We start from the raw sequence: 22606 nt of genomic DNA, 5'->3' as shown, positions 1-22606 counted from the left end.
ACAAACAACAAACAGTCCAACCGAGGCCGGGATTACCCGGCCTCTTGTTCGGTTATCAAAAACCCAGCACCCAACCACCCAATGCCCCTACGATCACCACCAGCCAGGACGGTGCTTTCCAGCTGGTCAGCAAAACAAAACACAGCAACGCCAAAGCCATTTCCGCCGATGAATGAATGGCACTGGTAAACACCGGTTGATACAAGGCCGCCGCCAGAATCCCGACCACCGCCGCATTGGCTCCCGCCATCAGCGCCCGTAATCCGGCCCATTGCCCCGCCAGCTGCCAGAACGGCAAGACCGCCACCAGCAACAAAAAACCGGGCAGAAACACCGCCACCAGCGCCAGCCCGGCCAGACTCCAGGTCATCAACCCGGAAGCCCCCAGACCTTGCGCCCACTCGGCCCCCAGAAATCCACTGAAAGTAAACAACGGCCCCGGCACCGCCTGAGTTGCGCCGTAACCGGCCAGAAAAGCCTCAGCCCCAACACGCCCGGCCTGCACGGTTTCTGCCTCCAGCAGCGGCAACACCACATGGCCACCACCAAACACCAGCGCCCCGGCCCGATAAAAGCTGTCGAACAGCTGCCAGCCCGGCTCCGCCGTTGCCAGCGCCAGCCAGGGTAATCCCCCCAGCAACACCACAAACAGCCCCAGAGCCACCAGACCAGCACGACGGGACACACCAAACAAGGGAACCTCCGGCACAGCCCCAGCCAAATGACGACAGCAGATCATGCCGCCCAGCATGCCCACTGCGATCGCCCATAACTGCCCACTCAAACCACCCAGTAACAGCACCAGTGCCGCCGCCAGCAACGCCATCGACGCTCTGGCCCGGTCGGGGCACAAGGTACGCGCCATGCCCAGCACCGCGTGAGCAACAATGGCCACCGCCACAATTTTCAGCCCCTGTAACAGCGGCGCCAACGCTGCCACCGTAGTCGCCATGGTGGCCAACACCACCAGCGCCAGTGCTGACGGCAACGTAAACGCCAGCCAGGCCGCCAAGGCTCCTCCCCAGCCAGCCCGCATCAACCCCAGCCCAAAACCAACCTGAGAGCTGGCCGGGCCAGGCAAAAACTGACACAGGGCCACCAGATCGGCATACGCGGCATCGCTCAACCAGCCACGTTTTTCTACCAGCTCGCTACGGAAATACCCCAAATGGGCAACCGGGCCACCAAAAGACGTTAACCCCAGCCATAAAAAAACCCGGAATACTTCAATCACTCGTGCCATATACCGTCGCCCTGTATTGATTCAAAAACCCCTCGTACACACCCGGCCCGAGCCGGGCGATCTACCAGGGTAAAGGCTCGGCAATCTCCGCCCAGCGCTGCTGACTGTGAATATGATCCAGCGCATCCGCCAGCCCTTCGCAAGCCGCCAGTACCTGCTCCCAGCGCAGCCGCCGCTGTGAGTAATCAAAATCGTAAAAATCATCCAGATCCGGGATGCGGCCGCCCGGCAAGGTCGCCGCAAACTCCCACGACGGCGCAATAATGATGGTGCGACGGTAATACTCCCGTGATGCGGTACGCCAGCGTAACTTCTTGTCGAACCAGCCACCCTTGGGAGCCTGGGCAAAATAATGGGGATACAGCACAAACCCTTTGTTCGGCAACACCGGCAAATCAAACTGGTAGTCGGTAATACCGCCATCCCGATACGTGCCTTTTGGCGCTCCGGCAATATCACGCACCCCGTCGATCACCAACGGAATCGCCCCCGTCGCCAAAATAGCCGGGCGCAGATTATCGGCAGTTAATGTGACATGTTGTGCGGGCAAATGAGGAAAATGGTCGATGGGTGGCTTGTCGGGATGATGGAACAGCACCCGGTCAACCCAGGGGCGCATCCCCTTGCGTGATAACAGGTTGGCCCCAATCGCCCCGAGCCAGCCCGCCGTTTGTAGCCAGTGGATATCACTGGCGGTCAAGCCACGACAGCGCGTCACCAGAGTGTGATAACGCATAAAAGGATGGGCCAGAATCTCCGCCAGCCCCTGCTCACCCAGGGTGAGATCAAGAATATGACGACACTCGGTTGCCACTTCCTGCGGCGTTGGCTTGGCCGAATAACGCTGACTGACATACGCCTCAAGAAAACGCTGATGCGCCGCCAGGGCATCCTGCTGGGCAAAACAACTGAGCCGCCAGGCACCGGCCGACGTTCCCAACAAATGCAATGGCTGGCTGCGCTGGGCAAACCACTCCCGGAGCAAATAACGGTCCATGGCCGCCAATACCAGCCACTTCGGCCCACCGGAAGCCCCCAGCACCACCTCAATATCATCCGCGTGCAAACCATGCTCACGAATATGCTGTAACGCCTCCGCGCCAGCGAACACCTTTAACGGCAAATGGGACACAGCCAGAATCCTGCTCAATACGATAAGCCGCTATGATGAGAGGATTAGGGGTCGGACTCAAGCCAGACAGCCTGAGCCGTTATAGTGCGTCGCAACCGTTGCCGATTGGCGGCCCGGCTGCCAGCAAAACTACTCGTCGCACACGATACGGTCGTACACCACAAAGCGATAAGGATAGGGATTGGTATCACTGGGGCCGTAGGCTTCGCTGCTCAACTCACGCCACTCGGAACGGTCAAAATCCGGGAAAAACGCATCGCCCTCGATATCGGCATCCACTTCCGTCAGATACATACGCTCAACCAGCGGCAACACCTGACGATAGATTTCCGCGCCCCCCATGATCATGGCCTCATCGGCATCGGTCTGTAACGCCAACCGCGCCGCCAGCTCGATGGCACACTCCAGACTGTCGACCACCGCCACACCATCCGCCTGATAATCCGGCTGACGACTGATCACAATATTGGCGCGACCAGGCAAGGCCCGGCCAATACTTTCATGGGTTTTACGCCCCATCACCACCGGCTTGCCCATGGTACTGTCGCGGAAATACTTCAAATCACCCGGCAAATGCCAGGGCAATTGATTATCGAGACCAATCGTATGGTTACGTGACAGAGCAACAATCAGAGACAGCTTCATGGGCAAGAACCGCGTCAAACCGGGAGAACATCACCGCTGTTACCAGCAAATGACACCAAACGACCGATGATAACGCCCGTATTGCAGCAGAACCAGCCCCCAAACGTGCCGTATGGACGCCATTGGTGTCCGCCCGACTCCGCACCTGATCAATTCCACGCAGGGGCCAGCTCTCCGTGTCTGATAAATTCCATCCGTATCCTTGCCGTCACATGATGGCCAAGTGCAGATTGAGATCAAACTGGAACAGGAAACGCTGTGGCTAACACAAGCGCAAATGGCGGAGCTTTTTGATACTAAGCGGTCCGCTATTACCAAGCATTTAAGCAATATTTTTAAAGCAGGCGAACTGGATGAAAAGAGCACGTGTTCCATTTTGGAACATGTGGCCGCGCATAGTCAGACCTACAAAACCAAACACTATAACCTTGACGCCATAATCTCGGGGGTAAGCGTCCGGTAATCCCATCTTGAGCCTGTCTCTGCCTGCCCGCGGATTTCAGCTGCACCTTGAATTACGGCCCTTTAAATCGCTACCGGTGCCTTGATATGCGGGTGGTGCTGATAGCCTTCGATTTCAAAATCTTCAAAGCAGTAGTCAAACAAGGATGCCGGTTTGCGTTTGATATTCAGGTGCGGCAGCACTTTTGGCTCTCGTGACAATTGCTCATCCGTTTGTTCCAGGTGGTTGGCGTAGAGGTGCACGTCGCCACCGGTCCAGACGAAGTCGCCCACTGCCAGATCGCACTGCTGCGCCACCATATGCACCAACAGGGCATAACTGGCAATGTTGAAGGGGACGCCCAGGAAGATGTCTGCGCTGCGCTGGTAGAGCTGGCAGGAGAGCTTGCCTTCGGCAACGTAGAACTGGAAAAACGCATGACACGGCGGCAAGGCCATGTTGTGAATTTCCCCTACGTTCCAGGCACTGACAATCAGCCGGCGGGAATCCGGGTTATTACGAATCTGTTCAACCAGCTGGCTGAGCTGGTCGATCTGCTCACCACTGGCGGTGGGCCAGGAGCGCCACTGGGCACCGTAAACCGGCCCGAGGTTGCCTTCGGCATCGGCCCATTCATCCCAGATGGTTACCTTGTTGTCTTGCAGGTAACGGATGTTGGTATCGCCACTGAGAAACCATAACAGCTCATGAATGATCGAGCGCAGATGCAGTTTTTTGGTGGTCACCAGCGGGAAACCATCCTGGAGATCAAATCGCATCTGATAACCAAAACAGCTGTAGGTGCCGGTGCCGGTACGGTCTTGCTTGAACACACCCTGTTCACGTACGTGTTTCATCAGTTGCAGATACGCTTTCATACATTACCTTTTATTATCAAACAAACGCTCAACTGACCGGCGCAAAACGATTACGCCGATAAGCCACCAGCAACAGAACCAGCCCAGCCAGAATCATCGGCATGCTGAGTAATTGCCCGCGGCTCATCCAGCCAAACAGGTCGAAGCCGATATGGGCATCCGGCTCGCGGTAAAACTCGGCGATACTGCGGAATACCCCATAACCAAACAGGAACGCAGCCCCAACCGCCATGCGCGGACGCGGGCGGTTGGAATACCACAACAACAGAATAAACAGCAAGAAGCCTTCCAGCCCGGCCTGATACAGCTGTGACGGGTGACGAGGCAGGTTATCGGCGCGCGGGAATACCATGGCCCAGTGCACTACCGCAGGGTCAGCAACGCGGCCCCAGAGTTCGCCACCAATAAAGTTGCCAATACGTCCGAACATCAAACCGATCGGAACCAGTGGTGCTACAAAGTCACCGACATCAAAGTAGTTCTTTTTGTACTTGAAGCTGAACCAGCCCAGCGCGACCAGCACTCCGAGCAAGCCACCATGAAAGGACATGCCGCCTTCCCAGACCCGGAACAGCCACAGCGGATCTTCCAGAAACTGATCGAAGTTATAGAACAAAACGTAGCCAAAGCGGCCGCCGAGAATAACGCCCATGGCCCCAAAAAACACCAGATCAGACACCTGCTGATCGTTCCAGCCAGACTGGGGACGACGGGCACGCCAGATTGCCAGGCTGTAAGCGGCACCAAAGGCCAGCAGGTACATCAGGCCATACCAGTGAATTTTTAATGGCCCGATCGCCAGGGCAATCGGGTCGATCTCGGGATAAGTCATCATGGTGACGTCCTTACAATAAGTGTTACCCCGACCAGACGCGAGGACAAGACAGGCTGTGACAAGAGCCTAACGCCGGCGTTCGACACCATCATGACAGCGTCAGGAATTTGATGGATACGCCGATCAGCAAGACCGCAAATGCCTTTTTCAACTTGCGCTGATCCAGTCGATGCGCCAAATGGGCACCCAGGCGGGCAAAGGGCACGCTGGTGATGACAATACCGGCCACCGCAGGCCAATAAACAAAGCCGGTGCTCCAGGCGGGCAAGGCCGGGTTGCCCCAGCCGGACCAGATATTGGTTAATGCGCCGGTCAAGGCAATCGGCAAACCACACGCGGCGGAGGTTGCCACTGCCTGACGCATTTCGATCTGACGCCAGCTCAGGTATGGCACGGAAAACGTGCCGCCGCCAATACCAAACCAGGAAGAGCCAAAACCGATCACGGCTCCGGCCAATCCCAGCTCCTTGTGCCCCGGGGCGCTTTTACCCGGACGGGGTTGCAGCCCAAAAAACATCTGGATACCCAGCAAGGCAGCAAACACGCCGATGATTTTCAGCAGCAGCGGCCCGGGGACTTCGGCAATCAGTACCACGCCCAGACTGGTGCCAACGATAATGCCCATCGTCATCAGCGACACCATTTGCCAATTGATGGCACCTTTCAGGTGGTGGGCGCGGATCGAACTGAGTGAGGTGAAAACAATGGTTGCCAGCGACGTGGCGACGGCCATATGGGTCATCACATCCACGCCAACGCCTTCTGCCGCCAAGGCAAACAGCACGGCCGGTACAATGATCATGCCGCCACCAATGCCAAACAACCCGGCCAGCGTTCCGGCAAAGGCACCTACCGCGAGATACATCAACAGAGTGGTCACAGACCACCTCCCGTGCAGAAGAGAAGAAAAGGCGCGCATTATACCCGGCATGGCCTGAATCGCGAGCGCAGCGGCAGGATGCGTACCAGCCAGCAACACTCGGCAACCGCCCAGGTCGCCAAGCCACAGGCATCAGGGTAACCTTGAAGACACCGGTATCCGAGACTTTTACCATGTGCCTGATTGTATTTGACTGGCAGCCAGATGCGACCGATTGGCTGACGCTGACTGCCAATCGTGACGAATTTCATCAACGCCCCACCGCGCCGTTACACCGCTGGCCCGAGTCTCCCGACCTGGTTGCCGGGCAGGATTTGCAGCAAGGCGGCAGCTGGCTGGGAGTAACCAATGACCTGCGTTTTGCGGCAGTCACCAATATTCGTTTACCTGAGCCGCCAGAGCATGTGCGCTCTCGTGGTGAACTGGTGACCCGTTATCTGCGCAGCACACAAACACCCGCGGACTTTGCCGATGCCTTGTTGCCGGAGGCAGGCCGTTATGGCCGCTTTAATTTGCTGTGTGGTACAGCGCATCAGCTTTGGTACATCACCAATACACCGGAACCCGCGGCGGTGGCGGTCTCTCCCGGCATACATGCGCTCAGTAATGCCTGGCTCGACAGTGACTGGCCCAAAGCACAGCTGGCGAAAGAGCAACTGCTGCAAGCCCAACGACGCCAGCAGCACCGGCCCACCTGGCAGCAGGATCAGTCTGAATTAACCCGCTTATTGAATCGCCGTCAGCCCTGGCCGGACGACAGGCTGCCCGACACCGGCGTTGCGCTGGAAACAGAGCGTTTGTTATCGGCGCAGTTTATTATCTCTGCCCGTTATGGCACCCGCAGTAGCAGCAGCCTACTCGGCCGGGGGCAACGGCTCAGCATTGAAGAACAGCGCTGGCAAGAGAATGGCGCTGCAGGCGCCCGGTGCCGGTTTCAGCTACCCTTGATATAAAACAATCAGCAAGCGCCCCGCGCAATCAGAGCAGCCGGGGCAATGAGTCGATCCAACCCTGGTTAGCCGCGACCGGAAGCCGGGCCGATAATCCGGCCAAAGCCTTCTTTCTCCAGTGCCAGCTGTACCATGGCGGCAATCACATGGGCACTTTCGATCTGCATTACCTGATCGAGCAAGCGTTCTGCCCACTCCAGGCTGACACCACGGATAACCGATTTTACTTTTGGCAGGTTGGTAGCGTTCATCGACAGCATCTCGTAACCCATGGCCATCAGCAGCACACTGCCAAGTGGATTACCCGCCAGCTCACCACAGACACTGACCGGCTTGCCTACTTCACGAGCGGTCTCGGCAATGATTTTAAGGGCCGACAAGACCGCCGGATGAAACGCCTGATAGAGGTCAGCCACCCGCGGGTTGTTACGATCCACCGCCAACAGATACTGGGTCAGGTCGTTACTGCCGACCGACAGGAAATCAACTCGCAAGCCCAGATCACGGATCTGGAACACGGCGGAAGGTACCTCGATCATGACCCCGACTTTGGGCATGTCGATATCACAGCCTTCTTCGATCACTTCGGCATGGGCACGGTAAATCAGGTGCAGCGCTTCGTCGACTTCATGGACGCTGCTGATCATCGGCAGCATGATACGCAGGTTGTTCAGGCCTTCGCTGGCTTTCAGCATGGCCCGCACTTGCACCAGAAAAATCTCGGGATGATCCAGCGTTACCCGGATACCACGCCAGCCCAGAAAAGGATTGGCTTCGTTGATGGGGAAATAAGTCAGCGACTTGTCGCCACCGATATCCAGCGTTCTCATGGTCACCGGTGCCGGAGCAAACATCTCCAGCTGCTGGCGATAGATTTTTTGCTGCTCACTTTCACTGGGGAAACGGTCCCGCATCATAAAGGGCACTTCGGTGCGGTATAAACCCACACCTTCGGCACCCCGATCGAGACTGCGCAAGGCATCCGTCAGCAGGCCAGTATTGACCCATAAGGGAATACGATGGCCGTCCAGGGTTTCGGCCGGTTCATCCCGCAGTACTTCCAGGTCTTCCTGCAGGGCCAGCTCTTCTTCGTAGATTTCCTGATACTCCGCGCGGATATCCTCATTCGGGTTGGACACCAAGACGCCACGATATCCATCCACCACCAGATCCTTGCCGTGCAACTGGGCGTAGGGTAAATCCACCACCCCCATTACGGTTGGAATCCCCATCGCCCGGGCCAGAATCGCCACGTGGGAGTTGGAGGAGCCTTTTACCGATACCAGTCCGCGTAACTTGCTGGTCGGTACTTCGCCCAGCATGGCAGGGGTCAGTTCTTCGCTGACCAGAATGCAGTCGTCCGGAAATATTTTTTCCTCCGGCGCTTTATCCGCCGTGCCCTGCAGGTGGGCCAGAATACGGGTACCCAGATCCAGAATGTCCGTCGCCCGCTCACGCAGGTAAACGTCTTCCATCAGTTGGAAATGACCCACATACTGCATCACGACCTGGCGCAAGGCCCCTTGTGCCCACTGGCCTTCACGAATGCGGCTGGTGACTTCTGCCCCCAGGGCATTGTCGTCGAGCATATTGATATAAACATCAAACAGCGCCATTTCTTCCGGGCGCAGATCATGGCTGAGCTGGGCACCCAGATGACGGATTTCACTGCGGGCAGCAATCAGTGCCTTGTCAAAATTCTCCAGTTCCTGCTCAATGTCTTCGACCGTTTGGTCGACCACCACAATCAGGTCTGCCGCCGGGGTGATCACGTAACCGGTGCCAAGGCCGACACCCGCCGCCCCCGGTGCACCGTTAAAACGGGTACTTTTACGTTCGGTGCTGGCAGGTGACAGCTCCAGAATATTTCCGGTCGCTTCAGCGTGGGCAATCACTCCGGCCAACTGGGCCGACATGGTGCCCAGAAAGGCTTCTTCACTTTCATCAAATTGCCGGCTGTCACGCTGCTGTACAACCAGCACCCCCATCAGGCGCTTGTTATGAATAATCGGTACGCCAAGGAACGACAGAAACGGATCTTCTCCGGTCTCGGACAGGAAATGGAATTTGGGGTGTGACGGAGCATTGTCGATGTTGATCGGTTCGGCGCGGGCACCGACCAGGCCAACCAGACCCTGGGATGATGACAGGCTGACCCGACCAACGGCTTCTTGCTTCAGGCCTTCGGTCGCCATCAGTACATAACGCTTGCTGTCTGCATCAAACAGGTACACAGAACATACCTCGGTGTGCATAGCCTCGCGGATACGCACGACCACCACTTTTAATGCATCCTTAAGATCGCTGGCGCTGCTGACCTCCTGGACAATTCGGCGAAGTATGTCGAGCATAAGACCTCAACTGGTGCTTTTACGTTGCAAGCGAGCGATTTTCGGCGCCAGCTCAGTCATTGCGCGACGATAGACATCGCGCTTGAAAGCGACTACTTCACCCAACGGAAACCAGTAACTAACCCAGTCCCAGCCATCAAACTCCGGCTTGGGTGATGCAGCCACATCGATTCGTGCTTCTTCGGTAGTCAACTTTAACAGATACCACTTTTGCTTTTGGCCAACGCACACCGGTTGACGCCCCTGACGGATCATACGTTTTGGCAGGCGATAACGCAGCCAGCCACGAGTACAGCCCAGAATCTGGACATCGTTCGCTGTCAGGCCAACTTCTTCGGTCAACTCCCGATAAAGCGCATTTTCCGGGGACTCCCCCTGTTTGATCCCACCCTGAGGAAACTGCCAGGCATCCTGTCCTATGCGTCTGGCCCAGAGCACCTGGCCCTGGTCATTACACAGAATGATACCGACATTCGGGCGGTAACCCTGATCATCAATCACAATGCCATCCGAGAATTATTACAGAGTTGCAAAACTTGCCCATTTCAACGCAAAGGTCAAGCAACATGCATCGACTCGCAGGTATTGATTGTTATTCTTTATCTTCTCCCGAACCACAGGATCTGACAAGCGGCGGAACAGGACGTTTATGCCAATGAGTGTCAGTCCGTGCCTGTTTTTAACGTGTGACCCGGGCTGCCCATTCATCATAGAATATGGCTCTTTGTGCAATTTTCGGCAATCCGTTCGGGAGAATCGTTTGGCTCTGGCAATTTTTGACCTCGACCACACCCTGTTATCCGATGACAGTGACCACGCATGGGGCCAGTATCTGGCCGACCGGGAACTCGTCGACCCGGCGGTGCATCAGCATCGCAACGACCACTTCTATGAACAATACAAAGCCGGCACGCTGGATATTCACGCTTACCTGCGTTTTGCCTTACAGCCGTTACTCGATTATCCACTGCAACATATGCTGGCCGAACGCGAGCGTTTTCTGGCTGAACGTATTGAACCACTGATCAGCCAAAAAAGCCGTGACCTGATCCAGAAGCATCGGGACCAGGGGGATCATTTACTGATCATTACCGCCACCAACGGTTTCATTACCTATCCGATTGCCGAGCGTCTGGGTATTGCCGACATTATCGCACCACACCCGGAAGTCATCGACGGCCAATACACTGGCGAAATTGTTGGCGTACCCAGCTTTCAGGATGGCAAGGTAACCCGGCTCAACGCCTGGCTGGAAGAGCATCAGCAGTCCATGGACGGTGCCTGGTTCTACAGCGACTCCCGCAACGATCTGCCACTGTTACGACTGGTCGATCATCCCGTGGCGGTCAACCCGGACAGCACTCTGGAAGCCGAGGCTCGCCAATATGGCTGGCCAATCATCTCACTGCGTGACGATTGATCCTGGCGCTGGCGCCAGTAACCATAGACCATCAGGAGGCAGGCACCAATGAAACGACTCATGATCGGACTGAGCAGTGCCCTGGCACTCGGCATGGTGGGCTGTGAACAATCGCAACCACCAGCGCAACCTCTCCCGACGGCGGCTGAGCTGAGCACCAGTCCGGGAGGATCTTTCCCGGCAACGATCAATGACCATTTGACTCATTCGGCCTTCGATAGCTACCTGCAGGCCTACGCCAGTAGCGAAGCGCTGCAAGGTGCTGTCTCGGCCCTGATCGGTCAACCCGATAGCGCCACGCTGGCCGCTGCCCGTAGCGCCTGGCGCGACAGCTACAGCGCGTTTTTACGTACTCGCCTGTATGGTTTTCTGCCGATATCGGACCCGGTTGAATGGCAGCGACAGGGCGTTAATTTCCACCAGATAGTCAATCAGATTGACAGCTGGCCGATTGAAGGCGGCTACCTCGACTATCTGCCGGGCTACCCCTTTACCGGCATTGTGAACGATCTGGCCTTGCCGTTGACCCCGGAAGCACTCAGGCAGCAGCATGGGTTTTCTGACCCGGCCTCGGTCAGCCTGGGGTTTCATGTGATTGAATTCTTGCTGTGGGGCAGTGACGGGCAACGCGACGCCTCTGACTATGTGCTGCCAGCCAATAGCAGTAGCTCCAGCGAACCGGCTCCTGATGCCGTCACCAACCAGAAACGCCGCCGCCAATACCTGCAACTGGTGACGGCGCAGTTACTGGATCACCAACACCTGTTACAAAGCCGCTGGCAGCAAGTTGACGGCTACTATGCCCAGCTGGTAACCAGCAGTACCCCGTCGGCAGCCCTGCAAGCCGGCATGAGTGCCTGTGCCTGGCTGATCCGAACGGAATTGTTGGCAAAACGTCTGCCGGGTAACAGCAGTGAATTCAGCGATACCAGCCAGCAGGATATTCAGGCTCTGTTGCAAGGAATGCAGCTCTGGTTACTCGGTAACGAATCCCAGGAAGGGGCTTTAATATCGCTGCTAGGCGACAAGCATCCAGAATTATTGGCGCAATGGCAGGCGGCGCTGACCCAGGCTCTGACGCCTGTTAGTGAAACGGCCAGGGCCGAACCAGCCGATACCTCAGCAACCCCGGCAGAAGCAGCGGCAGAGATACCGGCAGCCACCTCGCAGGTTGATCACATCAAGCAGCTGGATAGTCTGTTGCAACAAACCGCCAGCCTGTTACGCCTGACCTTGCCCAAGACATAACGGCCAAGGACAAGGCCGGGCCGAACATCTGCAACCGCGGTTAGCGGGTAGGTAATACGCGAGCGAACACGGCTTTGAGGTAACGGGTTTCCGGAATGGCCGGAACCACTGGATGGTCTGCGCCCTGGCTACCGACGTGTTGAATCAGCACATCACGATCCAGCTCCCGACCCAGTGTTCGGATAATGCTTGGCAAGCGGGTTTCGCCCAGATGCATGGAGCAAGAACCAGCCACCAGCAGGCCATCACGATTCAGCAGACGCATCGCCAGCTGATTGAGGCGATGATAAGCCTGCTCACCAGCCTTGATGTCTTTGCGGCGCGGAATCAGCGCTGGCGGATCAACCACCACCACATCAAAACGCTCGCCACTGTCTTTCAGCTGCCGCAGTGCTTCAAAGGCATCGCCTTCCCAGCAGGTCATCCGTTCTGCCACGCCGTTCAGCTCCGCATTCTGGGCAACCCAATCCAGAGCCTTGGCAGAGGAATCCACACAGTGAACTTCTGCAGCACCATGGCGGGCCGCCTGCACGCCCCAGCCGCCGATATAACTGAAAACATCCAGTACCCGTTTGCCCGTCACCAACCGGTTCAGCACCGCCCGGTTTTCACGGTGATCGTAGAACCAGCCGGTTTTTTGGCCATCGATCACAGGCACCATAAAGCGGGTACCGTTTTCGATCATGGGGGCGCAGTTGTCTTCCAGCTCGCCGTACACAACGTCGACGTATTCTGGCAAACCTTCAACGGCCCGCAGCTTGCCGGTATTTTTCAGTACCACGGCGTCCGGCTTGATCACCTTGACGATGGCATCCACGATTTCCTGCCGCAGGGTTTCCATCAGGACACTGGATATTTGCACCACTGCGACATCACCAAAACGGTCAACAACCAGCCCCGGCAGGCCGTCACTGTCGCCATACACCCAGCGGTAGCAGCCATCCGGATACCAAAGTTCACGGCTACTCAGGGCAACCTTGAGGCGATGTACAATCAGCGAGCTGTCGAGAAACTGCTTGCTGTCACGGCTGATTAGACGCGCACAAATCAATTGATCCGGGCTGACCACCGCACTGCCCAGCGCCTTGCCGTTGGCCATTTCGATCACTACCTGGCTACCGGACTCCAGACCTTGAATCGGCGTTTTTTTGGTGTCCACCTCGTTACTGTAAACCCACAAATGACCGGATTTAAGACGGCGTTCCGCTTGTGGGTTCAAGCGTAGACAGGAAACAGCTTCAGACATGGAGACCTCAACAGGGTGGAGCAAAAAGAACCGGGCATTATATCGGTTTGCGACACATGCAGCGAAACTTTCCTGCTGTCATCACCGTTTATTCGCTGCGGTCTGTGCCAGCACTGATCATAAGCAACTTGCACTTATACGTAATACATACGGACGTCGTGTTGAGCACGAACCGGCCAGCACACCAAACGGAGCTACAGGCCCATTGCCTGCATCATGGCGTGCTGCTTGACGGGTAACAGCCGGTCAAACCGGTTCATTCCGACGTTACGCAGTAATCGCACCAGTGGCGCATCAGCAGCAAACAGACGCTTGAAGCCTTCCATCGCCGCCATGGTCGCGAGGTTATCGGCCTGACGCCGACGCTGATAACGGGCCAGCACCTGATCGTGTCCGGGAGAGATGCCACGTGCAACAGCCGTCAGTACTTCAGCGGCCAGCACTTCCACGTCCTTGAAACCGAGGTTGACGCCCTGTCCGGCCAACGGATGAATGGTGTGTGCGGCATCCCCCGCCAGCACTACACCGTCTTGCCAGTAACGGCGGGCATGGCGCTGGCGCAAAGGAATCGCGGCCCGTTGAGAACACCCGGTAACGGTTCCCAACCGCTGCTCGAAGGCTTCGGCCAGGGCGTGACCAAAAGCCTCGTCCGACAGCGCCATCAGCGCATTGGCTTCATCGTCACTGGTCGACCAGACGATCGAAGCCAGATGCGGATTGGTTGGCATAGGCAACAAGGCCAGCGGCCCCTGTGGCCGAAAGCGCTGCCAGGCGGTGGCCGCCAATGGTTTCTCCATGGCGACGGTCGCCACCAGCGCCTGATGCTGGTAATCCCATTCCCGCGTTGGTAATCCAACCCACTGACGCACCCGGGAATGCGCGCCATCGGCTCCGACCACCAGTGCCGCCAGCAAAGTATCCCCCTGCGCCAGCACTACGGGCGTCAGGCCGTCGGACTGACGGCTGTCGAGATATTGCACCGGCTGCGCGATCTGGGTCACCGCCGGGCACGAGGCCAGCTGCTGCCGCAACCCGGCCAGGGTTTCGCGATTTTCAACGATGTGACCAAGGCAGGGAACGTGTAAATCGGCAGCATCAAAATTCACTTCACCGGTGCCTTCTGCATCCCACACCGTCATATGCGTGTAAGGCTGACACCGTTGTGAGCGAATCCATTGCCAGGCGCCAATATCGGTCAGAAAATTCTGGCTGCGCGCGGTCAAGGCACTCACCCGCAGATCAAATCCATCCAGCCCCTCCGTGGGCAATACCGCCGGAAGCTCCGCTGCGGACGCCAACGCCGGATCAACCAGAGCAATAGCCAGCTGCGGATTACCCTGTGCCAAAGCGGCCGCCAGGGATTGCCCGACCAGCCCGGCACCAATAATTACCACGTCATAACGCATCAGCAGACTCCGACCGGGAAGATAAATTGTCAGGTTTTGGGGTTGGCGGCAAACCAAACCGGGGCGCAGGCTGGCCCAGCCCCATGGCGTGACGTGCCAATAACCGTCGCGGCACCGTCAGGCTGGCCAGCGCCAGCAGTCCGGCACCACGACCCAGAGCCGTCAAGGTGCCGGGGTGGGAAAACACTCTGGGCAACAGGTCACTGGCCAGAATGGTATTGGCCTGATCCTGCTGTTGCTGCTGGGCGTATTCCAGCAATACGGTGAGATCACCTAACGGTCGCTTCATCGACCAGCTTTCCAGTACACGGGCCGCCAGCGCGGCGGTATCTCTTAATGCCAGGTTAAAGCCTTGTCCGGCCACCGGATGCAGGCTGTGAGCAGCATTCCCCAGCAACACCAGGCCCCGGCGTACCTGTTCGCCACTGCGCACCAGTGCCAGCGGGTAACTGAAGCGTTCGCCAACCCGAAGAATACGGCCGCTGCGATAGCCGACCTGCTGTTGCAACTGCTCGGCAAACAAGGCATCTGGCAACGCCATAATACGTTCACAATCATCGGGGGGCAGAGTCCAGACCACCGCAAAGTGGCGCTGCTGTAACGGCAGCAAGGCCACCGGGCCATGGTCACTGAAGCGTTCATAAGCCCAGTGCTGATGCTCGCGATCCATTTCAACCTGGGTTACCAGTGCCATGCGGCCATAGTCTTCGCGCTGATGCCGAATTCCCAGCTGTTGCGCCAGACCGGAGCGGCCACCATCGGCCATGACCAAAAGCGCCGTGGTGAGGGTCTTGCCATCGGCCAGGGTCAGCTGGCTACCGGTGGCGGTCATGGTAACTTGCGTTACCTCGGTATCGGACAACAGGGTGACATTCGGGCAGGTATCCAGCCCTTGCAGCAGTGCCCGCCCCAATACCGCGTTTTCAACGATATAGCCCAATGCTTCGGTGCCCTGCTCGCTGGCGTGTAGATGGGTTTGCCCAAAGCGGCCACGGTCCGATACCTGAATATGTTCAATCGCACAGGCCCGGTCCGCCACCGCCGACCAGCACCCCATACGTTCCAATAACTGCCGTGATCCCCAGGCCAGCGCCGTGGCACGACCATCAAAACTGGGCGGTCGCTCCAGTATGTCGGCAGTCCAGCGAATCTGCTGGCGATCGATCAACGCAATGCGCAGACCGTCATCCAGCGCAGGCTGCAGCAGGTGCACCAGGCTGGCGCCGGTCATGCCAGCACCGAGAATCACCAGGTCAAAGGCAGGGGAAGATAAGGCAGGTTCGGTCATGGATAACGCTCTTTGTTCAGCAGGTGACACTCTGACGGGTGGCTCGCGGCAGGGTCAAGAGCCTGTCACGATTAGCGCCCGCCAAGGCAAGAAAAACACACCGGGCATTGCCCTCAGTCAGTCAACCCGCCCTGAACCAGTGCTTCTATTTCCTTAACGGTTTTTGGCACTCCAGCCGTCAGTACATCACAGCCATCGGCACGTACAACCACGTCGTCCTCGATGCGGATACCGATGCCGCGCCAGCGCGCCTCGACGGTTTCATCGTCTGGTGCCACATACAATCCTGGCTCGACGGTCATCACCATGCCGTTTTCCAGTCGTCTTGGCTCGCCGTCGATGCGGTATTCCCCCACATCGTGTACGTCCATACCGAGCCAGTGTCCGGTTTTGTGCATATAGAAACGGCGGTATTCACCGGAGGCCAGAATCTCATCCGGATCACCGGACAATAAGCCGAGTGCCAGCAATCCTTCGACCAGCACGGTTACTGCGGCATCGTGTGGATCATTCCAGCGATTGCCAGCCTTGATCCAGTCCATGGCGGCGTATTGGGAATCCAGCACCAGGTTATACAAGGCTTTTTGTTCTGCACTGAAATAGCCATTGGCTGGGAAGGTACGGGTAATATCGGAGGCGTAATAGTCCAGTTCACAACCGGCATCAATCAGAATCAGATCACCGTCCTGAATCTGCGCATCGTTACGGGTGTAGTGCAGGATGCAGGCGTTTTCACCACTGCCGACAATCGAAGGATAGGCCGGCCAACGACTGCCAGCAGCCATAAAGGTACGCATGATTTCGGCATCCAGCTGATATTCATACATCCCCGGCTCAACCATTTGCATGGCCCGACAGTGGGCATTGGCGCTGATTGCTGCTGCCTGTCGCATCAGGTCGATTTCGGCCTCGGATTTGATCAGCCGCATTTCGTGCAGGATATGATCCAGGCCGCTGAATTCCCGTGGTGGCCGTGAGCCGTTACGCACCTGGGATTTGATATGGTTGACCCATCCCATTAGCTGGTTGTCGAAGTCCGGGCTGACGCCCAGATTGGCGTAAATCTTGTCCCGGCCTTCAATCAGGCCAGGCAGGATGTCGTCGATATCGGTGATCGGAAAGGCATCATCGGCTCCCAGTCGCTCCAGCGCCGCTTCTGGCCCTACCCGGCGACCCGTCCAGATTTCCTGTTCCTTGATTTTTTCCTGGCAGAACAAAACGTATTCGCCATATTCCCGCCCCGGAATCAGCACCAGCACGGCGTGTTCTTCGTCAAAGCCGCTGAGGTAATAAAAATCGCTGTCCTGGCGAAACAGGTATTCCACGTCCCGGTTGCGCACATGCACCGGAGACGATGGAATAATCGCGATGCTGTTATCGCTCATTTGCGCCATCAGTTGCTGACGACGACGAGCGTATTCGGATGCTTCCAGTTTCATATCACCTCCGGATCAATGCAGGGTTGTGGATGACGAACCGGCCGAGCGGTTCATGTTGTAAAACACCGTCAGGGCCGCCACCCGGGCGTGCTCGGACAGATCAAGGTACATGCCTTCGTTGGCGGCATCGTCCAGGTCGTCAACCTCGGCCTGGGAAAAGGCATCCAGATCACGCAAGACTTCCACGACATCTTCCGGTAGCTGCCCGGCAGAGCGCTCGGAAGCCCCAAAGCCATCGAGGAAACCTTTGCTCCATTCCGCCAGGCATTCGACCTGCTCGGCGACATCGGCATCTTCGTCACTGGGTAATAACGGGCTGTAGGCCATTTCTTCCGCACCAATCACAGCCAGCACCCAGTCATAGAATTCTGGCAACATATCGGACAGCGGCGGCTCTGGAGCCATTTCCAGTTCCAGGTAATCCATGGCTTCTGCCAGCCATTGTTTCGGTGTCAGGCGGGAACCACTGGCCAGATAACCACTCAACCAGCCGTGCAAAGCCGACGGGGATTGGTAACAACGGGCTTCAAGCCAGATATCCGCTGCACTGGCAAAGTCAAATTTCATAACAACCTCTATATAATCAATCTGTTTATTCTAACATTGCCATCGTGCAGGTTGCCCGCTTTCACTGGAGTCGACAGTCGGATTGACCAGCCACTTGGACGGCTCTTATAGTAGTAGCCCCAGTCCAGCCCTGAACCAGAAGAATGTTATGCCAGCAAATGACTTGCACAGCCTGCAGCAGCGTATCCTAAAACTGCTCGACATCCATCAGGAACTGTACGAAGAAAACCAGCGCATGCGTGCTGAAGAAGCAAACTGGCAGTCTGAACGGACCAGACTGGTACAGCAAAATGAAGCGGCACGCCGCAAGGTTCATGAAATGATACAAAAATTGCAAGTGCTGGAGCGCAACTGTGGCCAATGACCCCAGAACCCTGAGTCTCACGATTCTGGACCGGGAATACCGGATCAACTGCCCTGCCGGGGCCGAACAGCAGCTGCGTGATGCCGCGCACCTGCTCGACCAGAAGATGGCTGAAATCAAGAATTCGACGTCGTCCTCCGGTACCTTGCCGGGTACCGACCGAATTGCGGTGATCGCGGCGCTGAACATTGCCCATCAGTTACTTGAAACACAACACGAGCTGCAGCAACAGGCGACTATTTTTGATGACCTGAATAATCGGCTGGACACTGCGCTGAATCTCTCCGCACAACGTGAAAACGAGCATTCTGCCGCAGACTTTTCGCAGAACTCCTGATCTCTGATATACTCGCCAGCTCCTGCCGCATTGGCCAGTCGACAAAGACCTCGAGCCGATGTCCACAACCCCGGAGGGTTCCAGTCGCTGTTGTGCGCATGTCCGGTTTCCGGAAAGCCTGATTCAGTGAAGAACCCACCACCTTGAACCATTGGGTTCAAGGCCTTTTTCCGACAGCGGTGCGGCGGGCCTCCTTTCTGATTTGCTTACATCCTGTATTCCTGTCCCTATGAACAAACCTCAAATTCGCAAGGCCATGCGCTTGCAGCGTCGCTCCCTGACAGCGCAACAGCAACGCCAGGCAGCACGAGGCCTGCAACGCTCGTTATTACAGCCGGGTGCCCTGCTGGCTGCCCGGAGAATCGCGCTGTATCTGGTGAATGATGGTGAAATCAACCCGGAGCAGATCATCAAGCAGCTGATCCGAATGGGCAAGGAAGTCTATCTGCCCAGCTTGCACCCGCTACGTCGCGGCGAACTGGCGTTTATCCGTTATCAGCCAGGCACACGCATGAGCAACAACCGCTTTGGTATCGCAGAGCCGGATTTTCGCTACGGCAAACGCTGCCAGGCAAGATTCTTGTCTGTTATCTGCTTGCCACTGGTCGCGTTTGACCTTCATGGCAATCGTATGGGGATGGGTGGCGGCTTTTACGACCGCTCGCTGGCCTTTACTCAGCGCGCAGGCAAGCACCCAAGACTCATAGGCTGCGCCCATGAGTTTCAGTGTCTTGCTACGCTTCCTGCTGAAGCCTGGGATATTCCTTTATCTGCTATTGCTACCGATACCGCACTACGATGGGTGCCAGCCAGTTAGCGAATAGTATGTTCCGATGCCAGGACGGCAGACGGACGTTGATTCTCATCGATTGTCATGCCAGTAATGGCAGCACCCAAAATAACAACCAATCCTACAAAGACCAGTAAATCTGGCTTCTTCATTGAAAGTGACTCCAGCAAAAATCTACTTTTATACGTATGGCCTACCAAGATGACACCAGGCAGACATATAGCTACTTTGTCTGTCTTTGAGCAACATTTCTGCCACTTTAGTCACAAGTAGTGACCAAAGTATGAATTGCACCAGAATTGCCCTTCTGTTTTGAGCAATGACGCCAAAATCAGTGCGCTCATTTTCTGAAAGACCGACCCACCAGGCAAGAAAAGCTGTTATTGCACCATTTGAGGTCGAAAATCAGATCTATCATCCGTCAGATAATCTTCGTATGGCAGGCTGTTCCCCGATATATTTCGCCAGCCTGCTTCTTTTTATGGCACTACTCTTAAAAAAGAGCAGCTCATTGCCCTGTTTTGGAAGCCGTCTCCTGAGCAGCCAACACAGCACTCAAATCTGACCGCATCACCTCGTATACGTTCCCCAATCGTTCCGGAGATTCATTCACCAGGTGGTGATGAGCACCGACGATGCGGCTCAACATTAACGCCGGGAACAACCGCTGATAGGCCGGAATATTGTAACGCCAGTCAACGGTCTGATCCGCCGTCCCCTGAATCATGCGTACCGGATAATCAAACGGTGATCGCCGCTCGATCCAGCCGAGCCAACGCTTGAGTGCCGTCACCCAATGGACACTCAAATAACGGGATTGCAGGGGATCACTACTGGCAACAAATTCAGCAAATACCCGATTATTACCGTTCAGCACAAAACGTCTCGGCACCCGGGCGACAAAACGGTGTACCAGCGTATGTATCCAGCGGCCGCTGCGCCATCCCGCTGGCCGTAACAACGGGGCCAGCAGCCAGACCAGCAACGGCCCTGACTGACCGGCTACCGGGTGGCGCTTGAGCAGATAGCTGGCCAGAATCGCTCCCCCGGTACTCTGACCGGCAGCCAGCCAAGGCAACGCCGGCAGCTGCTGTTCAGCCTGCTGGAACACATCGGCAAACACGGTTTCATACTGATCAAAATCGTCGATTCTGGCTGCCTCACCACTCGACAAGCCATGCCCCGGCAAGTCGAATGCCACCAGGTTCAGGCGCTGGGCCCGGCAAAACCCAATCAGGCTGCCATACAGCCCGACATGGTCATAATAGCCGTGCACCAGAATAAGATTGGCCACCGCGTCAGGACAAGTCCAGTACTGCAGCGCAATATCAAAACCGGCACTTTCCAGCTTGCCCATGCGGTGCTGTCCGGCTTCAACATCGGGTAACCGATAATACTGCCGATACGCCTGTGTCAATGCCTCAGGAGCCGACGGCTGCCAACGGATACGCCAGTCAGGCAGGGCATTCCGGAGCGGATATGAATTCCATAATTCTTTGGTTGTTTTCACCACGCCGATCCTCTTGCGTCAAACACCATAGTCCTCAGCAGCCATAGCGCCATATCTTTATTTGGTGGCGGCTGCAAACAACAATAGTAAGCCACAAAAAAAGGCCGCCGAAGCGACCTTTCCTTATGACAACCCGTTCATCCGAAGATTAAACGGAGTAGTACATATCGAACTCAACCGGGTGAGTGGTATGTTCAACGCGGTAAACATCTTCCATTTTCAGGTCGACGTAAGCTTCGATCATATCTTCAGTGAATACACCACCAGCTGTCAGGAAGTCGCTGTCAGCTTTCAGGCTGTCCAGGGCTTCACGCAGGCTGCCACACACTTGTGGGATAGCTGCGGCTTCTTCAGCAGGCAGGTCGTACAGATCCTTGTCTGCTGCATCGCCAGGGTGCAGTTTGTTTTTGATGCCGTCCAGGCCAGCCATCAGCATGGCTGCGAATGCCAGGTATGGGTTGGCAGTCGGATCAGGGAAACGGGCTTCGATACGCTTGCCTTTAGGAGACGCAACGTAAGGAATACGGATAGAAGCAGAACGGTTACGGGCAGAGTATGCCAGCATGACCGGGGCTTCGAATCCAGGAATCAGACGCTTGTAGGAGTTGGTTGACGGGTTGGTGAACGCGTTCAACGCTTTGGCGTGCTTGATGATACCGCCAATGTAGTACAGAGCTGTTTCGCTCAGTCCTGCATAAACGTCACCGGCAAACTGGTTTTCGCCATCTTTCCAGAAAGACTGGTGCACGTGCATACCGGAACCGTTGTCACCAACGATTGGCTTCGGCATGAAAGTAGCTGTTTTGCCATAAGCAGCGGCAACGTTGTGCACGATGTATTTCATCATTTGCACTTCGTCGGCTTTTTTCACCAGCGTGTTGAATTTAACACCGATTTCGTTCTGGCCGGCGTTTGCTACTTCGTGGTGATGTACTTCAACGTCCAGACCAATAGCCATCATGGTGTTACACATGGCAGCACGGATGTCGTGGTGGCTGTCGACTGGAGGAACAGGGAAGTAACCGCCCTTGACGCGTGGACGGTGACCCAGGTTGCCGCCTTCGGTAACGGCTTCAGTTGCCCAGGCACCTTCGTCAGAATTGATTTTGTAGAAGTTGCCGGTCATGTCCTGACCCCAGCGAACATCATCAAACATGAAGAATTCTGGCTCTGGACCAAAGAAGGCAGTATCACCCAGACCAGTAGACTTCAGGTATTCTTCAGCGCGCTTGGCCACAGAACGGGGATCGCGCTCATAGCCTTGCATGGTGCTAGGCTCAATAATGTCGCAACGCAGAACCAGCGTTGCATCTTCAGTGAAGGGGTCCATGAAAGGCGTGGTGTCATCCGGCATCAGGATCATGTCGGATTCGTTGATGCCTTTCCAGCCGGAGATGGATGAGCCATCAAACATCTGGCCATTTTCGAAGAATTCTTCGTCGACATAGCTGGCAGGAATGGTTACATGCTGCTCTTTACCTTTGGAATCGGTAAAACGCAGGTCAACCCACTTAACGTCATTTTCTTTGATCAGATTCAGAGTGTTCTCTGACATTTACTTATCTCCAGATGCTGTTTCATATCCGATAATGGGGTCCAGCCCCTGCTACCATGCCCGAAAAAGGAGCAATTCGC

22 protein-coding genes and 1 other RNA gene are annotated in these 22606 nt (G+C 56.3%); 7 read left to right on the top strand and 16 right to left on the bottom strand.

Annotation, left to right across the window (positions count from 1 at the left end; genetic code table 11):
- Positions 1 to 55 precede the first annotated feature (55 nt).
- The 6 genes from chrA to Q8W24_RS04125 form a co-directional block, all read right to left on the bottom strand.
- Positions 56 to 1243, bottom strand: coding sequence for a chromate efflux transporter (gene chrA / locus Q8W24_RS04150; RefSeq protein ID WP_305474496.1), 1188 nt, complete (start codon positions 1241 to 1243; stop codon positions 56 to 58).
- Between the two features lie 61 nt (positions 1244 to 1304).
- The gene (locus tag Q8W24_RS04145) at positions 1305 to 2375 is read right to left on the bottom strand and encodes a patatin-like phospholipase family protein (RefSeq protein ID WP_305474495.1); all 1071 of its coding nucleotides are present in this window, start codon (positions 2373 to 2375) and stop codon (positions 1305 to 1307) included.
- Between the two features lie 129 nt (positions 2376 to 2504).
- Entirely contained in the window at positions 2505 to 3020 is a 516-nt protein-coding gene (locus Q8W24_RS04140; protein WP_305413550.1) for a dihydrofolate reductase, read from the bottom strand.
- A 525-nt stretch (positions 3021 to 3545) separates the two neighbouring features.
- Positions 3546 to 4340 (bottom strand): thymidylate synthase, encoded by a 795-nt coding sequence (thyA, locus tag Q8W24_RS04135; protein ID WP_305474493.1) that lies wholly within the window; start codon positions 4338 to 4340, stop codon positions 3546 to 3548.
- A gap of 28 nt (positions 4341 to 4368) precedes the next feature.
- The gene (lgt, locus tag Q8W24_RS04130) at positions 4369 to 5175 is read right to left on the bottom strand and encodes a prolipoprotein diacylglyceryl transferase (protein ID WP_303431167.1); all 807 of its coding nucleotides are present in this window, start codon (positions 5173 to 5175) and stop codon (positions 4369 to 4371) included.
- An 88-nt stretch (positions 5176 to 5263) separates the two neighbouring features.
- Positions 5264 to 6055, bottom strand: coding sequence for a sulfite exporter TauE/SafE family protein (locus Q8W24_RS04125; protein ID WP_368501340.1), 792 nt, complete (start codon positions 6053 to 6055; stop codon positions 5264 to 5266).
- Positions 6056 to 6228: 173 nt separating this feature from the next.
- Between Q8W24_RS04125 and Q8W24_RS04120 the strand changes: the two genes are divergently transcribed.
- Positions 6229 to 7008, top strand: a complete 780-nt coding sequence (locus Q8W24_RS04120; RefSeq protein ID WP_305474491.1) for an NRDE family protein — start codon at positions 6229 to 6231, stop codon at positions 7006 to 7008.
- 62 nt (positions 7009 to 7070) lie between these two features.
- Here the strand turns inward: Q8W24_RS04120 and ptsP are convergent, their stop codons facing one another.
- Positions 7071 to 9356 carry a phosphoenolpyruvate--protein phosphotransferase gene (ptsP, locus tag Q8W24_RS04115; protein ID WP_303431169.1) on the bottom strand — a complete coding sequence of 762 codons (2286 nt, stop codon included), beginning with the start codon at positions 9354 to 9356 and terminating at the stop codon, positions 7071 to 7073.
- 6 nt (positions 9357 to 9362) lie between these two features.
- Positions 9363 to 9857: an RNA pyrophosphohydrolase gene (rppH, locus tag Q8W24_RS04110; protein ID WP_303431170.1), complete on the bottom strand. Its 495-nt coding sequence runs from the start codon at positions 9855 to 9857 to the stop codon at positions 9363 to 9365.
- A gap of 259 nt (positions 9858 to 10116) precedes the next feature.
- On the opposite strand from rppH, the gene Q8W24_RS04105 reads away from it, so the two are divergent.
- The gene (locus Q8W24_RS04105) at positions 10117 to 10776 is read left to right on the top strand and encodes an HAD family phosphatase (protein ID WP_303431171.1); all 660 of its coding nucleotides are present in this window, start codon (positions 10117 to 10119) and stop codon (positions 10774 to 10776) included.
- Between the two features lie 48 nt (positions 10777 to 10824).
- A complete protein-coding gene (locus Q8W24_RS04100; protein ID WP_305413557.1) occupies positions 10825 to 12024 on the top strand; it encodes an imelysin family protein in 1200 nt (399 codons plus the stop codon).
- A 40-nt stretch (positions 12025 to 12064) separates the two neighbouring features.
- Here Q8W24_RS04100 and Q8W24_RS04095 read toward each other — a convergent pair whose 3' ends face one another.
- From Q8W24_RS04095 to Q8W24_RS04075, 5 genes are all read right to left on the bottom strand, one after another.
- Positions 12065 to 13270 (bottom strand): class I SAM-dependent rRNA methyltransferase, encoded by a 1206-nt coding sequence (locus tag Q8W24_RS04095; protein ID WP_303431173.1) that lies wholly within the window; start codon positions 13268 to 13270, stop codon positions 12065 to 12067.
- 194 nt (positions 13271 to 13464) lie between these two features.
- A complete protein-coding gene (locus tag Q8W24_RS04090; RefSeq protein ID WP_303431174.1) occupies positions 13465 to 14676 on the bottom strand; it encodes a UbiH/UbiF/VisC/COQ6 family ubiquinone biosynthesis hydroxylase in 1212 nt (403 codons plus the stop codon).
- Entirely contained in the window at positions 14666 to 15964 is a 1299-nt protein-coding gene (gene ubiH, locus Q8W24_RS04085; protein WP_305474489.1) for a 2-octaprenyl-6-methoxyphenyl hydroxylase, read from the bottom strand. The genes Q8W24_RS04090 and ubiH overlap by 11 nt, the downstream gene beginning before the upstream one ends.
- Before the next feature lie 113 nt (positions 15965 to 16077).
- On the bottom strand, positions 16078 to 17403 hold the full coding sequence (gene pepP, locus Q8W24_RS04080; RefSeq protein WP_305474486.1) for a Xaa-Pro aminopeptidase: 1326 nt from the start codon (positions 17401 to 17403) through the stop codon (positions 16078 to 16080).
- Positions 17404 to 17415: 12 nt separating this feature from the next.
- Positions 17416 to 17970 (bottom strand): UPF0149 family protein, encoded by a 555-nt coding sequence (locus tag Q8W24_RS04075; protein WP_303431179.1) that lies wholly within the window; start codon positions 17968 to 17970, stop codon positions 17416 to 17418.
- A 148-nt stretch (positions 17971 to 18118) separates the two neighbouring features.
- On the opposite strand from Q8W24_RS04075, the gene Q8W24_RS04070 reads away from it, so the two are divergent.
- The 4 genes from Q8W24_RS04070 to Q8W24_RS04055 all read left to right on the top strand — a co-directional run bounded on the left by Q8W24_RS04070 (position 18119) and on the right by Q8W24_RS04055 (position 19488).
- Positions 18119 to 18334, top strand: coding sequence for a DUF904 domain-containing protein (locus Q8W24_RS04070; RefSeq protein ID WP_303431180.1), 216 nt, complete (start codon positions 18119 to 18121; stop codon positions 18332 to 18334).
- On the top strand, positions 18324 to 18671 hold the full coding sequence (locus Q8W24_RS04065) for a cell division protein ZapA (protein WP_303431182.1): 348 nt from the start codon (positions 18324 to 18326) through the stop codon (positions 18669 to 18671). The genes Q8W24_RS04070 and Q8W24_RS04065 overlap by 11 nt, the downstream gene beginning before the upstream one ends.
- 16 nt (positions 18672 to 18687) lie before the next feature.
- Positions 18688 to 18865, top strand: a non-coding RNA gene (gene ssrS, locus Q8W24_RS04060) — 6S RNA.
- A 35-nt stretch (positions 18866 to 18900) separates the two neighbouring features.
- A complete protein-coding gene (locus Q8W24_RS04055; protein ID WP_305474484.1) occupies positions 18901 to 19488 on the top strand; it encodes a 5-formyltetrahydrofolate cyclo-ligase in 588 nt (195 codons plus the stop codon).
- Here Q8W24_RS04055 and Q8W24_RS04050 read toward each other — a convergent pair.
- The 3 genes from Q8W24_RS04050 to glnA all read right to left on the bottom strand — a co-directional run bounded on the left by Q8W24_RS04050 (position 19485) and on the right by glnA (position 22526).
- Complete coding sequence (locus Q8W24_RS04050) at positions 19485 to 19613, bottom strand: hypothetical protein (protein WP_303431185.1); 129 nt, start codon at positions 19611 to 19613, stop codon at positions 19485 to 19487. The genes Q8W24_RS04055 and Q8W24_RS04050 overlap by 4 nt on opposite strands.
- 356 nt (positions 19614 to 19969) lie before the next feature.
- On the bottom strand, positions 19970 to 20971 hold the full coding sequence (locus Q8W24_RS04045) for an alpha/beta hydrolase (protein WP_305474483.1): 1002 nt from the start codon (positions 20969 to 20971) through the stop codon (positions 19970 to 19972).
- Between the two features lie 148 nt (positions 20972 to 21119).
- On the bottom strand, positions 21120 to 22526 hold the full coding sequence (gene glnA / locus Q8W24_RS04040) for a glutamate--ammonia ligase (RefSeq protein ID WP_303431187.1): 1407 nt from the start codon (positions 22524 to 22526) through the stop codon (positions 21120 to 21122).
- Positions 22527 to 22606: the final 80 nt, after the last annotated feature.

It is taken from the genome of Oceanobacter sp. 4_MG-2023, assembly GCF_030689165.1.
In the GTDB taxonomy this organism is placed as follows: domain Bacteria; phylum Pseudomonadota; class Gammaproteobacteria; order Pseudomonadales; family Oceanobacteraceae; genus Oceanobacter.
The sequence above is the reverse complement of the archived record's forward strand: the minus strand, read 5'-3'. Positions and strand labels throughout refer to the sequence as shown.